This is a genomic window from Sphingomonas sp. GW821-FHT10F11, assembly GCF_058809095.1.
Genome location: NZ_JBXASH010000002.1, coordinates 284,867 through 304,377 on the forward strand (window position 1 = coordinate 284,867; position 19,511 = coordinate 304,377).

The 19,511-nt window shown below is 67.2% G+C and carries 19 protein-coding genes; 11 read left to right on the forward strand and 8 right to left on the reverse strand.

Features of this window, described 5'->3' with window-relative positions; genetic code table 11:
* Window positions 1-56: 56 nt before the first annotated feature.
* The 7 genes from bioB (at window position 57) to AC1RT8_RS07660 (ending at window position 8,522) form a co-directional block, all read left to right on the forward strand.
* The gene (gene bioB / locus AC1RT8_RS07630) at window positions 57-1,043 is read left to right on the forward strand and encodes a biotin synthase BioB (RefSeq protein WP_493075565.1); all 987 of its coding nucleotides are present in this window, start codon (window positions 57-59) and stop codon (window positions 1,041-1,043) included.
* Window positions 1,040-1,294: a hypothetical protein gene (locus AC1RT8_RS07635; protein WP_493075006.1), complete on the forward strand. Its 255-nt coding sequence runs from the start codon at window positions 1,040-1,042 to the stop codon at window positions 1,292-1,294. The genes bioB and AC1RT8_RS07635 overlap by 4 nt, the downstream gene beginning before the upstream one ends.
* Window positions 1,291-3,312, forward strand: coding sequence for an ATP-binding protein (locus AC1RT8_RS07640; protein WP_493075007.1), 2,022 nt, complete (start codon window positions 1,291-1,293; stop codon window positions 3,310-3,312). Before AC1RT8_RS07635 ends, AC1RT8_RS07640 begins: the two co-directional genes overlap by 4 nt.
* A 256-nt stretch (window positions 3,313-3,568) precedes the next feature.
* A complete protein-coding gene (locus AC1RT8_RS07645) occupies window positions 3,569-4,981 on the forward strand; it encodes an efflux transporter outer membrane subunit (protein WP_493075008.1) in 1,413 nt (470 codons plus the stop codon).
* A 9-nt stretch (window positions 4,982-4,990) separates the two neighbouring features.
* The gene (locus tag AC1RT8_RS07650) at window positions 4,991-6,376 is read left to right on the forward strand and encodes an efflux RND transporter periplasmic adaptor subunit (RefSeq protein ID WP_493075009.1); all 1,386 of its coding nucleotides are present in this window, start codon (window positions 4,991-4,993) and stop codon (window positions 6,374-6,376) included.
* Window positions 6,366-7,097, forward strand: a complete 732-nt coding sequence (locus tag AC1RT8_RS07655) for an ABC transporter ATP-binding protein (protein ID WP_493075010.1) — start codon at window positions 6,366-6,368, stop codon at window positions 7,095-7,097. The genes AC1RT8_RS07650 and AC1RT8_RS07655 overlap by 11 nt, the downstream gene beginning before the upstream one ends.
* A gap of 216 nt (window positions 7,098-7,313) precedes the next feature.
* Window positions 7,314-8,522 carry an ABC transporter permease gene (locus AC1RT8_RS07660; RefSeq protein ID WP_493075011.1) on the forward strand — a complete coding sequence of 403 codons (1,209 nt, stop codon included), beginning with the start codon at window positions 7,314-7,316 and terminating at the stop codon, window positions 8,520-8,522.
* A gap of 39 nt (window positions 8,523-8,561) precedes the next feature.
* On the opposite strand, the gene AC1RT8_RS07665 is transcribed toward AC1RT8_RS07660, so the two are convergent.
* The 5 genes from AC1RT8_RS07665 to AC1RT8_RS07685 all read right to left on the reverse strand — a co-directional run bounded on the left by AC1RT8_RS07665 (window position 8,562) and on the right by AC1RT8_RS07685 (window position 13,906).
* Window positions 8,562-9,137 (reverse strand): nucleotidyltransferase family protein, encoded by a 576-nt coding sequence (locus AC1RT8_RS07665; protein ID WP_493075012.1) that lies wholly within the window; start codon window positions 9,135-9,137, stop codon window positions 8,562-8,564.
* Complete coding sequence (locus AC1RT8_RS07670; RefSeq protein WP_493075014.1) at window positions 9,134-10,069, reverse strand: XdhC family protein; 936 nt, start codon at window positions 10,067-10,069, stop codon at window positions 9,134-9,136. Before AC1RT8_RS07670 ends, AC1RT8_RS07665 begins: the two co-directional genes overlap by 4 nt.
* Window positions 10,070-10,212: 143 nt before the next feature.
* A complete protein-coding gene (locus AC1RT8_RS07675) occupies window positions 10,213-12,417 on the reverse strand; it encodes a molybdopterin cofactor-binding domain-containing protein (RefSeq protein ID WP_493075015.1) in 2,205 nt (734 codons plus the stop codon).
* On the reverse strand, window positions 12,414-13,388 hold the full coding sequence (locus AC1RT8_RS07680) for an FAD binding domain-containing protein (protein ID WP_493075016.1): 975 nt from the start codon (window positions 13,386-13,388) through the stop codon (window positions 12,414-12,416). The genes AC1RT8_RS07675 and AC1RT8_RS07680 overlap by 4 nt, the downstream gene beginning before the upstream one ends.
* Window positions 13,385-13,906, reverse strand: a complete 522-nt coding sequence (locus AC1RT8_RS07685) for a 2Fe-2S iron-sulfur cluster-binding protein (protein WP_493075017.1) — start codon at window positions 13,904-13,906, stop codon at window positions 13,385-13,387. The genes AC1RT8_RS07680 and AC1RT8_RS07685 overlap by 4 nt, the downstream gene beginning before the upstream one ends.
* A gap of 144 nt (window positions 13,907-14,050) precedes the next feature.
* Between AC1RT8_RS07685 and AC1RT8_RS07690 the strand changes: the two genes are divergently transcribed.
* Both AC1RT8_RS07690 and AC1RT8_RS07695 read left to right on the forward strand, forming a co-directional pair.
* Window positions 14,051-15,085: a glycerophosphodiester phosphodiesterase gene (locus AC1RT8_RS07690; protein WP_493075566.1), complete on the forward strand. Its 1,035-nt coding sequence runs from the start codon at window positions 14,051-14,053 to the stop codon at window positions 15,083-15,085.
* Window positions 15,086-15,096: 11 nt separating this feature from the next.
* Complete coding sequence (locus AC1RT8_RS07695) at window positions 15,097-15,345, forward strand: hypothetical protein (RefSeq protein ID WP_493075019.1); 249 nt, start codon at window positions 15,097-15,099, stop codon at window positions 15,343-15,345.
* Window positions 15,346-15,385: 40 nt separating this feature from the next.
* Here the strand turns inward: AC1RT8_RS07695 and AC1RT8_RS07700 are convergent, their stop codons facing one another.
* Both AC1RT8_RS07700 and AC1RT8_RS07705 read right to left on the reverse strand, forming a co-directional pair.
* Window positions 15,386-16,087, reverse strand: a complete 702-nt coding sequence (locus tag AC1RT8_RS07700) for an esterase/lipase family protein (RefSeq protein ID WP_493075020.1) — start codon at window positions 16,085-16,087, stop codon at window positions 15,386-15,388.
* The gene (locus tag AC1RT8_RS07705; RefSeq protein WP_493075021.1) at window positions 16,084-16,776 is read right to left on the reverse strand and encodes a TIGR02117 family protein; all 693 of its coding nucleotides are present in this window, start codon (window positions 16,774-16,776) and stop codon (window positions 16,084-16,086) included. Before AC1RT8_RS07705 ends, AC1RT8_RS07700 begins: the two co-directional genes overlap by 4 nt.
* A gap of 23 nt (window positions 16,777-16,799) precedes the next feature.
* On the opposite strand from AC1RT8_RS07705, the gene phhA reads away from it, so the two are divergent.
* Window positions 16,800-17,675: a phenylalanine 4-monooxygenase gene (gene phhA, locus AC1RT8_RS07710; RefSeq protein WP_493075023.1), complete on the forward strand. Its 876-nt coding sequence runs from the start codon at window positions 16,800-16,802 to the stop codon at window positions 17,673-17,675.
* Between the two features lie 28 nt (window positions 17,676-17,703).
* Here phhA and AC1RT8_RS07715 read toward each other — a convergent pair whose 3' ends face one another.
* Entirely contained in the window at window positions 17,704-18,681 is a 978-nt protein-coding gene (locus AC1RT8_RS07715; protein ID WP_493075024.1) for a 50S ribosomal protein L11 methyltransferase, read from the reverse strand.
* A gap of 225 nt (window positions 18,682-18,906) precedes the next feature.
* Here AC1RT8_RS07715 and AC1RT8_RS07720 point away from each other — a divergent pair, with 225 nt between their 5' ends.
* A complete protein-coding gene (locus tag AC1RT8_RS07720; RefSeq protein WP_493075025.1) occupies window positions 18,907-19,380 on the forward strand; it encodes a cytochrome P460 family protein in 474 nt (157 codons plus the stop codon).
* Window positions 19,381-19,511 lie beyond the last annotated feature (131 nt).

Below are 19,511 nucleotides of genomic sequence, written 5' to 3' on the forward strand. Positions count from 1 at the left end.
CTCCGGACGTTGCGCAGGGTTTCTCGACTTCGCTCGAAACGAACGGAGAGGGAGCGATCCGTCGTGACTGGACCCGCCCGGAAATCGCCGCGCTGTTCGATCTCCCCTTCACTGAGCTCGTCTTCCGTGCCGCCGAGATACACCGCGCGCACCACGCCGCGGGCGAGGTGCAGCTCTGCACGCTCCTCTCGATCAAGACCGGCGGTTGCCCCGAGGATTGTGGCTATTGCTCGCAGTCCGCCTCGGCGGATTCGGGCCTGAAGGCCGAGAAACTGATGGAGGTCCAGGCAGTCCTCGCCGCCGCCGCCGAGGCCAAGGCGGCAGGCTCGCAGCGTTTTTGCATGGGCGCCGCCTGGCGCAACCCAAAGGACCGCGACATGGGCGCGGTGGTGGCGATGGTCGAGGGCGTGAAGGCGATGGGCCTCGAGACCTGCATGACGCTCGGCATGCTCGAGCCGCATCAGGCGCATCAGCTCGCCAAGGCGGGCCTCGATTACTACAACCACAATATCGATACCTCGCCCGAACATTATGGCGAGGTCATCACGACGCGGACCTTCCAGGACCGGCTCGACACGCTGGAACATGTGCGCGGCGCCGGCATCAATGTCTGCTCGGGTGGCATCGTCGGCATGGGCGAGACGCGCGCCGACCGGGTCGGCTTCGTCCACACACTGGCGACCCTGCCGCGCCATCCCGAGAGCGTGCCGGTCAATGCGCTGGTGCCGGTCAGGGGTACGGTGCTGGGCGACATGCTTGCCGACACCCCGCTCGCCAAGATCGACGATATCGAGTTCGTCCGCACCGTCGCGGTTGCGCGCATCACCATGCCGCTGTCGATGGTCCGCCTCTCGGCCGGACGCGAGAGCATGAGCGACGCGACCCAGGCTTTGTGCTTCATGGCGGGCGCCAACTCGATCTTCACCGGCGAGAAGTTGCTGACCACCGGCAATGCCGGTGGCGGTGCCGACGAAGCGCTGTTCGCGAAGCTTGGGCTCAAGCCGATGGAAGGCGAGGAACCGATGCGGGTGGCGGCGGAGTGAAAATTGTTCGTGCCGCTTCGATAGGCTTCGCAGTGGTGTCCGCCGTGTTCTGGATGCTTGCCTCCACAGTCCAGTATCAAGGCTTCCAACCAATCTACAATGTTCCATGGGAACCTGCGGCTTGGATCATCGCTGTTGTCGGCGTTCTACCGATGGCCCTGTACGCGTTGATCTGCCTCTTCTTCTTCCGCTGGCTTCAGCGAAAGCTGGTGCGCCTTGCCAAGTCCGAACTCGAAAAACGAGACGATTGATGTTCAAGAAAATCCTGGTCGCCAATCGCGGCGAGATTGCCTGCCGCGTCATGCGGACCGCCAAGAAGATGGGAATCGCCACCGTCGCGGTGTATTCGGACGCGGATGCGCGCAGCCCGCACGTGCTGATGGCGGATGAGTCGGTGCGGCTCGGGCCGCCGCCGGCGGGGGAGAGCTATCTGCTCGCCGACCTGATCCTGCTCGCGGCGAAGGAAACCGGCGCGGACTGCATCCACCCCGGTTACGGCTTCCTCTCAGAGCGCGAGAGCTTTGCGCGCGCCTGTGCCGAGGCCGGCATCGCGTTCGTCGGCCCGCCGCCCAACGCCATCGCCGCGATGGGCGACAAGATCGAATCCAAGAAGCTCGCCAAGGCGGCCGGCGTCAATGTCGTGCCCGGTTTCCTCGGCGAGATCGACGATACCGAACATGCCGTGCGCATCGCCTCGGACATCGGCTATCCGGTGATGATGAAGGCCTCCGCCGGCGGCGGTGGCAAGGGCATGCGCCTCGCTTACTCGGAGCAGGATGTCCGCGAAGGCTTCGAGGCGACCAAGCGCGAAGGCCTGGCCAGCTTCGGCGACGACCGCGTCTTCATCGAGAAATTCATCGAGAGCCCGCGCCACATCGAGATCCAGGTGATGGGCGACCAGCACGGCAACATCGTCTATCTCGGCGAGCGCGAATGCTCGATCCAACGCCGCCACCAGAAGGTCGTGGAAGAGGCGCCGTCGCCCTTCGTCACCCCCGCCATGCGCAAGGCGATGGGCGAGCAGGCCGTCGCTTTGGCCGCCGCCGTCGGCTATTTCAGCGCGGGCACGGTCGAGCTGATCGTCTCCGGCGCGGACACTTCGGGCAAGGGCTTCTACTTCCTCGAGATGAACACGCGGCTTCAGGTCGAGCATCCCGTCACCGAATGCATCACCGGACTCGATCTGGTCGAGCTGATGATCCGCGTCGCGGCAGGCGAGCCGCTCGGCTTCACCCAGGACGATGTAACGCTGACCGGCTGGGCGATCGAGAACCGGGTCTATGCCGAGGATCCCTATCGCGGCTTCCTGCCCTCGATCGGGCGTCTCGTGCGCTACGATCCGCCCGAGGATGCGCGGCCCGACTATGGCCCGGTCGCGGCGGACGGGGACGCCTATGTCCGCGTCGACGACGGCGTGCGCGAGGGCGGCGAGGTCTCGATGTTCTACGACCCGATGATCGCCAAGCTGATCACCTGGGCGCCGACCCGCGACGAGGCGATCGACACCCAGATCGCGGCGCTCGACGCGTTCGAGATCGAGGGGCCGGGCAACAATATCGATTTCGTCTCGGCGCTGATGCAGCATCCGCGTTTCCGCGAAGGCGCGCTGACCACCGGCTTCATTGCCGAGGAATATCCCGACGGCTTCCACGGCGCGCCGGCATCGCCCGAGCTGATCCGCAGCCTCGCCGCGATCGCCGCCTTTGCCGCGACCGCCGAGGCGGATCGCGCGCGCCGGATCGACGGCCAGCTCGGCAAGCGGCTCCAGCCGCCATCCGACTGGGTGGTGAAGATCGACAGCGCCGAGCATACGGTGGCGATCTCGACCGACGGCCTGACCGTCGACGGCGAGGAACTGGACATCGCGCTCGAATTCACGCCGGGCGATCGCGTGATCGAGGCCGAGATCGGCGACGAAGTGCTGATCGTGAAGATCGCGCGCGCCAGCGCCGGCTTCCGCCTGACCACGCGCGGCGCATCGCATCGTGCCCGCGTGCTGCCCGCGCATGTCGCGCCTTTCGCCAAGCATCTGATCGAGAAGATTCCGCCGGACCTGTCGAAATTCCTGCTCGCGCCGATGCCGGGGCTGCTGATGCGGCTCGACGTCGCGGCCGGCGACAAGGTCGAGGCGGGGCAGCCGCTCGCCGTGGTCGAGGCGATGAAGATGGAGAATATCCTGCGCGCCGAGAAGACGGGCAGGGTCAAGTCGATCAATGCGGCGCCCGGCGACAGCCTCGCGGTGGACGCGGTGATCCTGGAGATGGAATAGACAATCGAGACAGTCGATCGAAGTCCTGCCGTCATGCCGGACTTGTTCCGGCATCCACGGTTCCGCTAATTTCTGAATTCGTGATGTGCGGCACGGTGGACCCCGGAACAAGTCCGGGGTGACGCCGCCCCGGGGCTGGTTCTATTGTGAATTGCCGTGCTCCGGGGCGCTTTCGAACGGCGAGATCGTAGCCGGACGACAAATTGCGACAATATTTCGGTGGACCCAAACAGGGGCCACATCCATTTGTGCTGGTATGTTTCGCAAGCGCATCCTTCTGTTGCTCACCGTTGCCCTGCCGCTTCAGGCGTGCGTGGTCGGCCCGGACTATGCCCCGCCCGCGCCCGGCGCGCTGGGCGTGCCGGGGGGCTATTCCACCCCAGCGCCGGCGGGCCAGCCGGCGGATATCTCCGCCTGGTGGACCAGCTTCAACGATCCGCTGCTGACCTCGATCGTCGACCGCGCGCGCAGCGGCAATCTCGATATCGCCCAGGCCGTGGCGCGGCTGCACCAGGCGCGCGAAGGGCTGGTACAGGCCCGCGCGGCACGGCTGCCGACCGTCAGCGGTTCGGCCGGCTATGGCCGCGACCTGCTCGATGCGACCGGCCCGCGCGACTCTTTCTCGATCGGGGCCGACGCGTCCTACCAGGCCGATCTGTTCGGCGGCGTCAGCCGCAGCATCGAGGCGTCGCGCGCCAGCTATGCGGGCAGCGGCTACGATCTCGCCACGGTGCAGACCTCGATCGCGGCCGAGGCGGGGCGCAACTACATCCTCGCGCGCCAGGCCCAGGCGAACCTCGCCATCGCGCGCAATTCGCTCGCCATCCAGGACGACAATCTCGAGATCAGCGGCTTCCGCGTCCAGGCGGGCCTGGTCTCGTCGCTCGACGTCGAACAGTCCCGCGCCCAGCGCGCCCAGACCGCGGCGACCATCCCCTCGCTCGAGCAGAATTATCAGTCGGCGGTCAACCGGCTCGGCGTGCTGACCGGCCAGGCGCCGGGCGCGCTCAAGGCCGAGCTGGAAGCGACCGTGCCGATCCCCGCCGGGCCCGCGACGATCGCCGTCGGCATCCCCGCCGACGCGCTGCGCCAGCGCCCCGATGTCCGCGCGGCCGAACGCCGCCTCGCCGCCGCCACCGCGCAGATCGGCGTGGCCGAGGCGCAGCTCTATCCGGCGCTCAACATCACCGGCAATATCGGCACCGCTGCCGCGTCGCTCGGCAGCCTGGCGAGCATCGTCACCGGCGGGCTGTTCGCCGGCCTGAGCCAGCTGATCTTCGACGGCGGGCGCACCCGCTCGCAGGTCCGCTCGCAACAGGCCGCGGCCGAGGGGGCCTTCGCGCTCTACAAGCAGACCGTGCTGACCGCGCTCGAGGATGTCGAGAACGCGCTGACCGCGCTCCAGGCGGCGAAGGACCGCCAGGCGCAGTTCGCCATCGCGCTCGATGCCGCGAACAACAGCGCGATCCTGTCGCGCAGCCAGTATCGCGCCGGCCTGACCGACATCACCACGCTGAATACCAATGAGAGCAGCCTGCTCTCCGCGCAGAACGGGCTGTCCAACGCCAAGGCCGACCAGGCCCAGGCGCTCGTCCAGCTCTATCTCGCCCTGGGCGGCGGCTGGGACAGCACGACAATGCCCCAGGCCCCGACGACACAGACTCCGTAGGAAAAATCGATGGCCGATCCGAACAGCAACGATCTCGATGAATTCCTCGGCGTGAAGGCAGCGCCGGCATGGCAGCGCTACGTCAAATGGGGGGCGATCGCCGTCGGCGTGATCCTGCTCCTGCTGCTCGCCAGGAGCTATTTCGCGGGCCCCGTCACGGGTGGTTATGCCACCGACGAGGTGCGCCGCGGGTCGCTGTCGGTGACCGTCTCGGCCACCGGCAAGCTTGCCCCGACCAACCAGGTCCAGGTGGGCTCCGAGCTTTCGGGCCTGGTCACCAAGGTGGTGGCCGATGTGAACGACCGCGTGGTGGCCGGCCAGCCGCTCGCCCTGGTCGATCCCTCGCGCTTTCAGGATACGGTCAACCAGAGCAAGGCCGCGCTCGATGCCGCAGTGGCGACGGTCGGGCAGAACCAGGCGACGCTTGCCCAGTCCAATGCGCAGCTTGCGCGCCTGCAGGAAGTCAGCCGGCTGTCGGGCGGGCGCGTTCCCGCCAAGACCGAGATGGAGCAGGCGATCGCCGATCGCGACCGCGCCATCGCCAATCTGCGCGCCGCGCAGGCGAATGTGGTGTCGGCGCGCGCCGCGCTGTCCTCGAACACGACCCAGCTGACCAAGACGGTGATCCGCTCGCCGGTCAACGGCGTGGTGCTCGCCCGCCAGATCGAACCGGGCCAGACCGTCGCCGCCTCGTTCAGCACGCCGACCCTGTTCGTCATCGCACAGGACCTGTCGGCGATGAAGCTGGAGGTCGCGATCGACGAGGCCGATGTCGGTTCGGTCAAGGAGGGGCAGCAGGCGACCTTCACCGTCGATGCGTTCCCGGGCAAGACCTTCCCGGCCTCGATCACGCGGGTCGATCTCGGCTCGAACCTGAGCGCCCAGACGACCACGACGACGACCACCACGACCGCGCAGGTCGTGTCCTATGGCGCGACCCTGAGCGTCGCCAATGCCGATCAGCAGCTTCGCCCCGGCATGACCGCGACGGCGGATATCGTGACCAATGCGCGCAACAATGTCCTGCTCGTCCCCAATGCGGCGCTGCGGTTCAAGCCGACCGACAACACCCCGGCCGCGGCCGCGAGCGGCGGCATCACCGGCGCGCTCGTCCCGACCCGGCCACGGCGCGGCGGTGGCGGCGCCCCGCGCACCGCGACGATCGGCGCCGGCGCGAAGCAGACCGTCTATATCAAGGGCGAGGACGGCAAGCCCAAGCCGGTCGAGATCACCACCGGCGTGACCAACGGCACCGTGACCGAAGTGATCGGCGGCGAGCTGAAGCCGGGCATGGAAGTGATTACCGGGCAGCTCGCGACCGGGGGCAAGGCCACAACCAGTGGCTCGAGACGGCGCTCGGCCGGAGCCGGTGGTGGGCAGGGTAATGGCCTTTAAGACCGACAATAGCCCGCCGTTGATCCGGCTGCGCGGCGTCACCAAGACCTATGGCGAGGGCGCAACCGCGTTCCAGGCGCTGAAGGGGGTCGATCTCGACATCCAGCAGGGCGATTTCGTCGCGGTGATGGGCGCGTCGGGTTCCGGCAAGTCGACCACGATGAACATCCTCGGCTGTCTCGATGTGCCGACCACCGGCACTTTCCTGTTCCGCGGTCATCATGTCGAACGGCTCGAGCGCGACCAGCGCGCGCTGTTGCGGCGGCGCTATCTCGGCTTCGTCTTTCAGGGCTTCAACCTGCTCGCGCGCACCACTGCGCTGGAGAATGTCGAACTGCCCCTGCTCTATCGCGGCGATCCGAAAAAGGAACGGCACGAGGCTGCGATGGCCGCGCTCGACAAGGTCGGGCTGGCCCAGTGGTGGGATCACACACCGGCGGAATTGTCGGGCGGTCAGCAGCAGCGTGTCGCCATCGCCCGCGCGATCGTCACGTCGCCCGCCGTGCTGCTCGCCGACGAACCGACCGGTAATCTCGATTCCGAACGCTCGGTCGAGATCATGGAGTTGCTCAGCGGCCTCAACCGCGATGCCGGCATCACCGTGCTGATGGTCACGCACGAGCCCGACATGGCGGCGTTTGCGCGCACCATCGTGCACTTCAAGGATGGCCTGGTCGAGCGGATCGATAGCAAGCACCATGAAGGGGAGAAGGTGTCGTGAAGAATCGCGCGCCTGCTTCTTCATCCCCCTCCCGCTTGCGGGAGGGGCTAGGGGAGGGCCTGTCGACCAAGGGCCCGCCCTCCCGTGGACAGGCCCACCCCCGACCCAGTGGCGTCGCATATCCGGGTCGATCATGCCCCCGGCATGATCGAGGGATTGCTGGGAGCAATCCCGGCCCGGATTTGCGACGTCACTCGCAAGCGGGAGGGGAGTAGCATGCTCACCACCACCTTCCTCCTCGCGATCCGCTCGATCCTTCGCCACAAGCTCAGGTCGTTCCTGACCACGCTCGGCATCATCATCGGCGTGGGCGCGGTCGTCACCATGGTGACGCTCGGCCAGGCGACCACCGCGGCGGTGCAGAAGCAGATTTCGGCGCTCGGCACCAATGTGCTCCAGGTCCGTCCCGGCCAGGGCTTCGGCCGCGGCGGCGGCGGGCCGCGGCCGCCGGATTTCAAGCCTGAGGACGTCACCGCAATCAAGGACCAGATCGCCGGCGTCACCGCGGTCGCGCCCCAGGCGCAATCGACCGCGACCGCCATCTATGAAGGCGCCAACTGGTCGACCACGATCAACGGCACCACGCTCGGCTATTTCGAGGTCCAGCCCTGGCCGCTCACCTCGGGCCGGCTGTTTACCCGGGCCGAGGAACAGGCTGGCAAGGGCGTCTGCATCCTCGGCAGCACCGTCGCCCAGAATCTCTATCGCGGCGGGGCGGCGGTCGGCACGCGCATGCGCATCGGCGGCATTTCCTGCGACGTGATCGGGGTGCTCTCGACGCGCGGCCAGGCCGGGTTCGGCGGCGACCAGGACGATGTGGTGATCATGCCCTTGAAGGCCGTGCAGCGCCGCTTCATCGGCAGCACCGACGTGCGGCTGATCCTGGTCGGCGTGGACGAGGCCTATTCGACCGCGACCGTCCAGGCCGGGATCGAAGGCCTGATGCGCGAACGCCGCAACATCACCGGCAGCAAGACCGACGATTTCAACATCTTCGACACCAAGCAGATTTCCGACACGCTGACCGGCACCACGACCCTGTTGACCAGCATCGTCACCGCGGTGGCGGCGATCTCGCTGCTGGTGGGCGGCATCGGGATCATGAACATCATGCTCGTCTCGGTGACCGAGCGGACCCGCGAGATCGGCATCCGTCTCGCCATCGGCGCGGTCGCGCGTGAGGTGCTGCTTCAGTTCCTGGTCGAGGCGGTGGCCCTGTCCTGCCTCGGCGGGCTGATCGGCCTGGTCGTCGCCCAGATCGCGATCGTCTCGCTCGCGCCGGTAATGAAGGTCAGCTGGATCTTCGTGCCGGAGATCAATGTTCTGGCGTTCGGGATTTCGGCGGTGATCGGGGTGGTATTCGGCTATTTCCCGGCGAGGCGCGCGGCGTCGTTGAACCCGATCGATGCGCTGAGGCACGAGTGACCCAAGAAGCCCCTCCCCTTCAGGGGAGGGGAGAAGACGTCACACCAACGCCCGCAACCGCTCCAGGTCTTCCGGCGTATCGATGTCGATCAGCTCAGCCGGCGAGGTCACCACATGCCTGCCTTTGCGCACCAGGTCGCGGGCACCGGCATCGCCCTCCAGCGTCAGCAGGAAATCGAATTGCCCCGCACCGAACACGGCGGGCGGGCAGGGGCGGATACCGTCGCTCGACGCGACCACCGAATGGCGAGAGTCCACCGCCTCGAGCAGATGATAGACATGCGAGGCGGTGACGCGCGGCATGTCGGCGAGCGCGATCAGCACTGCCTCTGCACCTGAGTCCCGGGCGGATTGCACCCCGAGCTTGACCGATCGCGACATGCCGACCGTCGGATCGTCATTATGGATCACGCTATAGCCCCGGCTGGCGAAATCGAGGTCGGTGCCGTTCTTCACCACGATGCGCGACTGGAAGGGAATGTCCTCCAATGCGGTGACGACATGCATCGCCAGCGGATGGCCGAGAAAGGCCTGCTCCAGCTTGTCCAGATCGCCGAAGCGTTCGGACCGCCCCGCCGCGAGCAGGATCAGGACGGTCTTGTCGACATGGATCATGCGGTCTTGTCGTCCCGTGAATTGAAGACCCCCACCATCGCCGCCGCGATCGACAGGGCGATCTCGGCCGGGCCGATCGCGCCGATGTCGAGCCCGACAGGTGCATCTATGCGGTCGAGATCGGCGGCACCAACCCCCTGGGCGACGAGCCGTTCCCGCCGCGCGGCGTGGCTGCGGCGGGAGCCCAAAGCACCGACATAGGCGGTCGGCGCGGCGAGGGCGGCGACCAGCGCGGGGTCGTCGATCTTGGTGTCGTGGCTCAGAGTCACCACCGCGGTCGAGGGGCCGGGCGCATAGGCGGCGACCGCTTCGTCCGGCCAGCGATCGTCCAGGATCACGCCGGGGAAGCGTTCCTCGGTCAGGAATCGCGCCCGCGGATCGATGACGACGGTGTCGATGCCGAGTTCGCGCGCCAGCCCGGCCAGCGCCTGGGCGATCTGCACCGCACCGACGATCAGCAGCCGGCGCGGCGGATCGTAGCGGTTGAGGAAGGCCGAGCCCGTCTCGAGCGGCCGCGCGTCGCTATGGCCGGTCTCCAGATCGGTGGCGACGGTCAGAGCCTTGCCGGCGTCGCGCGCCTCGGCGATGCGGTCGAACAGCTCCGGATCGAAACCTTCGGCCGAGACCGGCTGGATCATCACCGCGATCTCGCCGCCGCAGGGCAGGCCGACTTCCCAGGCGGCGGCATCGGCCACGCCATATGTCTTCACCTGGAAGGGCGCGCCCGCGATCACTTCGGCGGCGGTGGCGAGGATGTCGCTCTCGACACAGCCGCCCGAGACCGAGCCCTCGAACCGGCCATCGGCATGCACCAGCATATGGCTGCCGCGCGGTCGCGGCGCGGAGCCCCAGGTCGAGACGACCGTGGCGATCGCCATCGGCGCGCCTTTCCAGGCGGCGGCGGCGGCGAGGACGGTGTCGTTATCGGCCATCGATCAAACCTCACCCAAACCGTTCGTCCCGAGTGCCATCGAGCTTGTCGAGATGGCGTATCGAGGGACATATGTGTCTCGATACGGGTTCTCGACAAGCTCGACCCCTACTCGACACGAACGGATGTAGTGAGGGCGACCCCTCATACCGGCGGCAACCCCGCCAGCACCTTGTCGAGCGTCATCGGAAACTCCCGCACCCTGACCCCGCAGGCATTGTAGATCGCATTGGTCACCGCAGCGCCCGCGCCGGAGATGGTCAGTTCGCCCAGGCCCTTCACCCCGATCGGGTTGGCGTGACGGTCCAAATCCTCGACGAAAAACACGTCGAGATGCGGCACATCGGCATGCACCGGCACATGATATTCGCCGAGATCGTGATTCACGAACAGGCCGTAACGCTGGTCGATCTCGGCGCCCTCCATCAGCGCATAGCCGATGCCCCAGATCATGCCGCCGATCGCCTGGCTGCGCGCCGTCTTGGCGTTGAGGATCCGGCCCGCCTCGAACACACCGAGCATCCGCCGTACGCGCACCGCGCCGGTCACCGCGTTGACCGCGACCTCGGCGAACTGGGCGCCGTGCGCCGCCTGGCTATAGGTGCGGGCGTTCCTGCCCTGGCTGATCTTGCCCGTCGCGACGATCGGCGTATCGCCGACCAGCACGTCCAGCGCGACACGGCGGTTGCCGGCGATGGCGTGCCCGTCCTTCAGGGTCATGTTCTCCGATATGGTGTCCATGCGTTTCGCCAGTTCGGCGACCAGATCCTCGCACGCCAGCGCCACCGACGATCCAGCGCTCGCCGCGCCGAACGACCCGCCCGATCCGGCGCCGGGCGGCAGATCGGTGTCGCCCAGCTTCACATCGACGCAGCGGATCGGCAGCCCCAGCGACTCCCCCGCGATCTGGGCGAGGATGGTGTAGGTACCGGTGCCGATATCGGTCATGTCGGTCTCGATCGTGGCGTGGCCATCGGTGCCGAGCGTCACGCGGGCCTGCGAATCCACCAGCAGGTTGATCCGCACCGCCGCGGCCATGCCCATGCCGATCAGCCATTCGCCCTCGCGCACCGATCCCGGCGTCGGTTCGCGCCGCGCCCAGCCGAACATCTCGGCGCCCTTGTCGAGGCATTCGACCAGCCGCCGGGTCGAAAAGGGCTGACCCGTGGTCGGATCGGTCGCGGGCTCGTTGAGCTTGCGGAAGTCGACCGGGTCGCGGCCGAGCTGCTCCGCCAGCTCGTCGATCGCCGTCTCCAGCGCGAGCATGCCGACCGCCTCGCCCGGTGCGCGCACCGCGCCCGCCTGGACCATGTCGAGCGTCACTATTTTGTGGCTGAAATGCCGGACCGGGGCGGCGTAGAGCGGGATGGTGCCGAGCGCGACCGGCTCCATGAACCCGCCGTCCGGCCCCTGACTCACCACGCTGTCATGCCCGATCGCGGTCAGCCTGCCGTCGGCACCGGCGGCAAGCCGGATGCGCTGATGGGTGTCGGTGCGGCGATAGACGTTATGGAACAGCTGCGCCCGCGCCATCGCGATCTTGACCGGCCGGCCGATCCTCTGCGCGGCGATCGCCGCCATTACCGCCTCCGGCCCGAGCAGCTTCCCGCCGAAGCCGCCCCCGATATAGGGCGAGACGATGCGGACATCGCTGGCCTTGATGCCGACCGCGGCGGCGAGGATCTGCTTCGCCGCATGCAGGATCTGCAGGCTGGAATAGAGGGTTAGCTTCTCGCCCTCCCACACCGCGATCGAGGCGTGCGGCTCCATCGCGGCATGGACCTGGTTCGGTGTGCCATAGATTTGGTCGATGCTGGCCGCGGCCCCGGCCATCGCCGCATCGATATCGCCGATCGCGATGTCCTGAAGGCGCGAATCCTTGGGCGGGCCGCTCGCCTCGGCGACATCGGCCATGGTGTCGAACCGGCCCTCTGCCGCCTCGATCGTCACCCGCACCGCGCGCGCCGCCTCGCGCGCCGCCTCGAAGCTGGTGGCGATGGCGGCGCCGAGCACCTGGTCCCAATGATCGATCTCGCCGTTGCCGGCATGCGCCGGGGAGAAACCCGCCGCCTGGCGCGCGACACGGGGATCGTCGACGATGATGTCGATCACGCCGGGTATCGCTCGGGCCGCATCGATATCGAAGCCGGTCACCTTGCCCTTGGCGGCGGGCGCGGTGATCAGATAGCCGTACGCGACATTCTCGATCTGGTGTTCGTACCCATAGGTCGCCGCGCCCATGACCTTGAGCACACCCTCGACCCGGTCGAGACCCTTGCCCAGCACATCCTGCACTCCGCGATCGAGCGCGAGGCCGGGATGGTCGGCGTCCATCCGGTATTCGGTCATGCCGCCGCTCCCGTCAGGTCGCGCAGGCAGGCAATCAGGGTGCGGCGGGTGAGGGGGATCTTGAAGTCGTTCGATCCGTGGCCCTTCGCCTCGGCCAGCAACGCGTCCGCCGCCGCCTCGAACGCGGCGGTCGAGGGTGCCCGGCCGATCAGCGCCGCCTCCACCGCGGGATCGCGCCACGGCATCGGACCGAGCCCGCCGAACGCGAGCGCGGCCGATGCGATCCTGTGATCCTCGACCGAAACGATTCCTGCGACCGACACCAGCGCAAAGGCATAGGACGCCCGGTCGCGCACCTTGCGATAGAGCTGCGTACCCGCGGGCGGCGGGGGCAGTTCGATATGGGTGATCAACTCGCCAGGCTTGAGCACCGTCTCGATATGCGGCGTGTCGCCGGGAAGCCGGTAGAAATCGCCGATCGCGATCCGCCGCCGATCGCCGCCCGGCTGGAGCGTGACGATCACCGCGTCGAGCGCGCGCATCGCCACTGCCATGTCGCTCGGGTGAGTCGCGATGCAATGATCGCTGGTGCCCAGGATGGCGAGGATCCGGTTGAACCCGCCGATCGCGGCGCAGCCCGATCCGGGCTCGCGTTTGTTGCACGGCATGGCGGTGTCGTAGAAATAATAGCAGCGTGTCCGCTGTAGCAGGTTGCCCCCGGTCGAGGCCTTGTTGCGCAATTGCCCCGACGCGCCCGCGAGCAGCGCCCGGCTCAGCACCGGATAGCCCCTGATAACTCGGGCATCGGCGGCGAGATCGCTGTTCGGCACCAAAGCGCCGATCGTCAGCCCGCCATCGGCGCGCTCCTCGATCGTCGCTAGATCGAGCCGGCTGATATCGACCAGCTTGTCCGGCGTCTCGATCTGCAGCTTCATCAGGTCGAGCAAATTGGTGCCCCCTGCGATGAAACGCCCACCGGCCGCCACGGCGGCTTCGGGACTGTCCGCCTTGGCATAGTCGAACGTCTTCATGCTTCCGCCACTTCACGGCCGGCGGGCGCAAGCCCGGCAACCTCGGAAATCGCATCGACGATATTGGGATAGGCCGAGCAACGGCAGAGATTGCCGCTCATCCGTTCCGATATCTCGGCATCGCTCAGTTCGATATCGTCGAGCGACTCGCTGACATGGCTCGGCCAGCCCATTGCCACCTCATTGAGCATGCCGACCGCCGAACAGATCTGCCCCGGCGTGCAGTATCCGCACTGGAACCCGTCATGCTTCACGAACGCCGCCTGGAGCGGATGGAGATCGTCGGCGCTGCCCAATCCTTCGATCGTCAAGATGTCATCATCCTGATGCATCACCGCCAGCGTCAGGCACGCATTGATCCGTCGCCCGTTCACCAGGACGGTGCACGCGCCGCACTGGCCATGGTCGCACCCCTTTTTGGTGCCGGTCAGGCCGAGATGCTCGCGCAGCAGATCGAGCAGGGATGCGCGGATATCGGGGTCGGCGTCGTGCCGCGCGCCGTTGATGGTGAAGTGCATGGGGTCGCCCCTCCTGGCTGATTGGGGTAACGCGTTTGGGAAGGATCGTTTCCGGTAATGGATAGCATAGTGAAACTTTTTCGTCTGTCGTTGCGCAAGCGAAATCTTGCTGGTTTTTTCCTTGCGCTGGCGCCCGCCGGCGCGATCGGGCAGACCGCGCCGGTGACGCTGCTTTCGCCTCCCGCCCCGCTTTCCTCTCCCATCGTCATCGCGCATCGCGGCGTCAGCGGCATGCGCCCCGAGCACACGCTCGCCGCCTATGAGCTGGCGATCGAGCAGGGCGCCGATTTCATCGAGCCCGATCTGGTGCCGACGAAAGACGGTGTGCTGGTCGCCCGGCACGAGAACGACATCACCGAGACGACAGATGTCGCGAAACACCCCGAATTCGCCGATCGCAAGACGACCAAGGTGATCGACGGCGAGAAGCATACCGGCTGGTTTACCGAGGACTTCACCCTTGCCGAGCTGAAGGCGCTGCGCGCCAAGGAGCGGCTGCCGATGCTCCGGCCCGACAATAGCAAATATGACGGCCAGTTCGAGATCCCGACCTTTGCCGAGGTGATCGCGCTGGCGAAGAAGCGCTCGGCCGGCGGCCGCGCCATCGGCATCTATCCCGAGACCAAGCACCCGACCTATTTCGCCTCGATCGGCCTGCCGACGAACGAGAAGCTGGTCGCGCAACTGAATGCCGCGGGCTGGAAGGATGCGAAGGCGCCGGTGTTCATCCAGTCGTTCGAGGTGAACAACTTGAAGGCGCTGCACAAGCTGACCGGCGTCCGGCTGATCCAGCTGATGGACTCGAACGGCGCGCCGGCCGACGGTGCCGCGCCAAGCTATGCCGCGATGGCGACGCCTGAGGGGTTGAAGGCGATCGCCGCCTATGCCTGGGGCATCGGCCCCAACAAGGACATGGTGATGAAGGGCAATGACCTGCCCTCGAGCCTGGTCGCCGACGCTCATAAAGCGGGCCTGCGCGTCCATCCCTGGACCTTCCGCGCGGAGAATTTCTTCCTGCCGTCCTCGATGCGGGTCGGCTTGAATCCGCGCGGTCACGGCCGTCTTTCGGACGAAATCCAGCGTTATCTGGAGCTTGGCATCGACGGCTTCTTCACGGATTTCGCCGGTATCGGTGTTGAGGCCCGCGATGCCCGGGCCAGGCTCAAGCGCCCACAGTGAAAGAGAACCCGATGCGCAAGTTCCTGCTCCCCATGGCTGCTCTGCTCCCGTTGCTCGCCGGCGGATGCGTGAAGACCGTGGCCGGTATCGTCACCGCGCCGGTCAAGGTGGTCGGCCAGACCGCCGACTGGGCGACGACCAGCCAGGACGAGGCCGACCGCAACGCCGGCCGCAAGGCGCGCAAGGACGAAGCGAAGCGCGCGAAGGAAGAACGCAAGGCCCGGCGCGAGCGCGAGAGGGAAGGGCAAGATCGGGACTGACCCGTCGGAATCCAGACCCGGCAAGGTGGAAGACGGGCAGCTATTCCCCGCCCAATATCTTCGCGATCGCCAGCAGCACCTCGGGCCGCACCTGCACACCCATATGGCTGCTCCGCACCTCCACGCTGCGGCAGCCCGGTTCCTGGCAGATCGCGCCGTTGACAAGCCCGTCGCTCGCGCTCCAGATCGCCGTCGCGGGGACGGGCAGGGGCTCGGCCACCTCGTGCCCCAGTGCCACCACCTTCGGATCGTCGATGCGGTCGCCGGTCAGCCATTCGAAGGCGCGCCACACATTGGTCGCGCGGGGGCTGCCGGCGAAGGGCGAGCTGACCGTAATCACCTCGCGCACCAGCTCGGGCACGCGGTGTGCCGCCATGCGCGCCATGATCCCGCCCAGGCTGACGCCGATCAGCGTGATCTTCTCGCCGGTCTCGTCATGGATTTCGCGAATCCGCTCGAACAGCTTCTCGCCCTCCGGCCCGATCGCACGCGCGCCGAAATTGCGCCCCAGCCCCCAGCCATAAGCGCGGTAGCCGAGCCGGTTGAGATAGTTCCGCATCGCGAAATTCGACCGGTCGGCATTGACCAGCCCAGGCAGGACCAGGATCGGCCGCCCATCCCCCTTCGGCCCTGCGGCGAGCATATGCCGGTCCCAGAACAGTTGCCCGAGCCCCAGCGCCCCGCGCGGCAGCTCCATCGCCCAGAGCAGCAGGGAAGGCGCCCTGGTCTCGCTCGTCATCATTTGAACCATCCAAGCACCGTCACGGGAAAAGGCGTCCAGGCGCCGACCCGCACGCCGGCATGGCGTAGCGCGTCGCCGGTCCAGGCATTGCAGGTCCGGACCGCGCTGTAGCGGCCCCGCGCGTCGTAAAAGGCGTCGTAATTGCCATAGCCGACCTGATGCGCCGGCCGCTGGCCGTTCTCGCTCCGGAAGCTCGCGCGGATGAAGGCGGCAAGGCGGCGATACTCCTCGGGACGCAGCAGGATGCTGCGCGTATCGGCATCAACGCGCGGCTCGGGCACATGGTCCACATGCATCACCGTGCGCTCGCTGCCCGCCGCCGCGGCGAGGATGGTCAGCGGCTTCACATCGGCCCAGGTCGGCGTCTCGAGATAGAAGGTCCGGTCGCCCCAGCCGATCGAGACATGGCTGTACCGGGCATAGCGCGGGTCGCGCAGGTCCTCCGGGCGAAGCAGGTCGCGCCAATCCTCGCCCCCGCCGACCTGCGGCAGGACGATGCCGGTATGGACGCCGTTGCTCTCGACATAGATGCGCACGCCCGACTCGGGCTGGGTCCAGGCGCTATTGGAGGGCAGCGCCCCGCCGACCATTCCGGCCGCGGCATAGGCCAGCAGGATCCCGACCAGCCCCGCGAACGCCGCCCCGATCAGCCGTGCACCGTTCCGGAGCGGGTGGATTTTCGGCGGCATCGTGAGTGTGATAGGGTAATTCGATGACCGAAGAAACGCATGTTCTCGATCGCCCGCCCGAAGGCGCGGCACCCGACTGGACCGTCCCGCAGGACTGGTCCCATTACACCGCGGAAGAGCATGCGGTGTGGGACACGCTGTTCGACCGCCAGGCAAAACTCCTCCCCGGCCGAGCGTCCGAGGCCTATCTGCGCGGGCTGGACGTGCTCAAGCTCTCAAAGCCCGGCATCCCCGATTTCGAGGAATTGTCCGAACGGCTGATGGGCCTGACCGGCTGGCGGGTCGTGGCGGTGCCGGGCCTCGTGCCCGACAACGTGTTCTTCGATCACATGGCCAATCGGCGCTTCGTCGCGGGCAATTTCATCCGCCGGCCCGACCAGCTCGATTATCTGCAGGAACCGGACGTGTTCCATGACGTGTTCGGCCACGTCCCGATGCTCGCTGACCCCGTGTTCGCCGATTATCTCGAAGCCTATGGCCGCGGCGGCCAGCGCGCGCTGGAACTGGGCGCGCTCAAGCACCTCGCCCGGCTCTATTGGTACACGGTCGAATTCGGCCTGATCGCCGAGCCCGAGGGCCTGCGCATCTATGGCTCGGGCATCGTCTCGAGCTTCGCGGAAAGCCGCTTCGCGCTCGACGATCCAAGCCCCAACCGCATCGCCTTCGATCTGAAGCGGGTGATGCGCACCGAATACCGGATCGACGATTTCCAGCAGAATTACTTCGTGATCCCAAGCTTCGACGAGTTGTTGCGGGTGACGGTGGAAACGGATTTTGCGCCGCTCTATGCCGAGATCATGGCTGAGCCGGATGTGCCGGTGGCGGAGATCCTGCCGGATGACATGGTGCTGACGCATGGCACGCAAGCCTATGCGCTGGAGAAGGCGGCCAACCCTTAATTCCTCCCCGTTCCGGGGAGGAACAGAACTACCAGCTCCCGAATCCCGGGGTCTCCGCCGTCTTCCCGCTATCCCGCACCGGCCTGCGCCACCCAAACCGCTGCCGCTTGCGCAACTTCAGCGTCGGCCAGTCCCCGATCCGGGTCCGTCCCGCGAGGAACAGTCCCTCCCGCCGATAGGCTCGCGCCACCGCCGCCGCCTGCGTCTCGAGCAGCCCCGCCAGCACCAGGGTCCCGCCCGGTTCGAGCGCTGCTGCGATCGCCGGTGCCAGCGCGATCAGCGGCCCGGCCAGGATATTGGCGACGATCAGGTCGTACGGTGCCCGCCGCAGGATCAGCCCATGATCGAGACCGGAGGCGACCGCCAGCGCGAGCTGCCCCTTGCCATGCCCCAGCGCCACGCCGTTGAGATCGGCATTGTCCGCCGTCACCTCGACCGACGCCGGATCGATATCGGACGCCGTCGCATAGGCGCGCGGCCATAGATGCATCGCGGCAAAGGCGAGCAGCCCCGTGCCCGTCCCCACATCCACGATATTGCGGAACGTCGCCCCGCGCCGCTTCAGTCCGTCGAGCGTCAGCAGGCAGCCCGTGGTCGTCTGGTGCTGCCCCGTCCCGAACGCCCTGCTCGCCTCGATCCGGAACGCGCGCGTGCCCGGCGGCACCGTCCCGCGATTGGCCTCGGTGTGGATATAGAAACGCCCGGCATGGACCGGCTCGATCCCGGCCTGGCTCAAGGTCACCCAATCCTGCTCCACGACCGGTTCGGGTTTGGCGTTGCTCGCCGCCCCGCTCGGCACCAGCGCCCGCACGGCCGCTATGGTCGCCGCGTCGGGCTTGCCGTCGAAAAAGGCGTCGAGCCGCCAGCTCAGCGGATCGTCCTCCACCTCCTCGCTGGTCAGCAGCACCGGCGCCGGATCGAGCGCGGCGAGCGCTGCCGATTCGAAATCGATCGCCTCCGCCTCGTCGCGGGTGCAGGGCAAGGTGAGCTTCCAGCTCTCGGCCATCAGGTTTCTCCGTTCCTGCGGAGCCGCCAAGCAGAAGAATGGGGCCGCAACAAGATCGGGGGCTGCGAAAACGGGCCGCCGCGCCCAGGCGACCGCTCGCCCCGTCCGGCATCGCGTTCGGCGCCAGGAAAGGATCGTTGGACCTGAAGCGGATGGGCATGAGGATCTGCCCGGGTCACAGCATGCTGCTTCGAGCGGGCAGGGCGGGGTGGATCGATGTTGAAGGTGGCAAGCGCTGTTTCCGTACTGGGCCTGTTGTCGATCGGCCAGGCCTTGCCGCCGCGAACGATCGGGCACCCCGAGGGTTTCCGGACCTGGACGCATGTGAAGACGGCGATCAACGATCCCGAGCACGCGCCCTATGGCCGCTATCGCGGAATCTACCATATCTACGCCAATGCGCTCGCGATGCAGGGCTATCGCACCGGGCATTTTCCCGACGGCGCCGTCATCGTGTTCGATCTCCACGATCTGGCGGCGACCGGCCACCACAGCGTTGCGGCCGGGCGGCGCTTCATCGACGTGATGGAAAAGGACGCGGACGCGTTCCCCGCCACGGGCGGCTGGGGCTATGAGGAATTCGCCGCCGGCACCGGCCAGCGGCTCGGCGATCGCGATCCCGCCATGGCCGTGCGCTGCCATGGCTGCCATGTCACCCAGGCGGCGCGGGACTTCGTCTATAGTCGCATGGTGGAATGAGCGCCGGCACCGCCTCCCGAACCATCCGCAAGATCTGATACCCCGCCGATACGCGATCCCCGGTGCTACCGGCTTGCCCCGACCGGCTAGAACTATATACGGCCGTATATAGTGATTCGACGAGAAGCCGG

Excerpts from the sequence above, each read along its gene's own strand:
- AC1RT8_RS07645 (WP_493075008.1), top strand. The coding sequence starts at position 3,569 with ATGTTTCGCAAGCGCATCCTTCTGTTGCTCACCGTTGCCCTGCCGCTT.
- AC1RT8_RS07650 (WP_493075009.1), top strand. The coding sequence starts at position 4,991 with ATGGCCGATCCGAACAGCAACGATCTCGATGAATTCCTCGGCGTGAAG.
- AC1RT8_RS07655 (WP_493075010.1), top strand. The coding sequence starts at position 6,366 with ATGGCCTTTAAGACCGACAATAGCCCGCCGTTGATCCGGCTGCGCGGC.
- AC1RT8_RS07660 (WP_493075011.1), top strand. The coding sequence starts at position 7,314 with ATGCTCACCACCACCTTCCTCCTCGCGATCCGCTCGATCCTTCGCCAC.
- AC1RT8_RS07665 (WP_493075012.1), bottom strand. The coding sequence starts at position 9,137 with ATGATCCATGTCGACAAGACCGTCCTGATCCTGCTCGCGGCGGGGCGG.
- AC1RT8_RS07670 (WP_493075014.1), bottom strand. The coding sequence starts at position 10,069 with ATGGCCGATAACGACACCGTCCTCGCCGCCGCCGCCGCCTGGAAAGGC.
- AC1RT8_RS07675 (WP_493075015.1), bottom strand. The coding sequence starts at position 12,417 with ATGACCGAATACCGGATGGACGCCGACCATCCCGGCCTCGCGCTCGAT.
- AC1RT8_RS07680 (WP_493075016.1), bottom strand. The coding sequence starts at position 13,388 with ATGAAGACGTTCGACTATGCCAAGGCGGACAGTCCCGAAGCCGCCGTG.
- AC1RT8_RS07685 (WP_493075017.1), bottom strand. The coding sequence starts at position 13,906 with ATGCACTTCACCATCAACGGCGCGCGGCACGACGCCGACCCCGATATC.
- AC1RT8_RS07695 (WP_493075019.1), top strand. The coding sequence starts at position 15,097 with ATGCGCAAGTTCCTGCTCCCCATGGCTGCTCTGCTCCCGTTGCTCGCC.
- AC1RT8_RS07700 (WP_493075020.1), bottom strand. The coding sequence starts at position 16,087 with ATGATGACGAGCGAGACCAGGGCGCCTTCCCTGCTGCTCTGGGCGATG.
- AC1RT8_RS07705 (WP_493075021.1), bottom strand. The coding sequence starts at position 16,776 with ATGCCGCCGAAAATCCACCCGCTCCGGAACGGTGCACGGCTGATCGGG.
- phhA (WP_493075023.1), top strand. The coding sequence starts at position 16,800 with ATGACCGAAGAAACGCATGTTCTCGATCGCCCGCCCGAAGGCGCGGCA.
- AC1RT8_RS07715 (WP_493075024.1), bottom strand. The coding sequence starts at position 18,681 with ATGGCCGAGAGCTGGAAGCTCACCTTGCCCTGCACCCGCGACGAGGCG.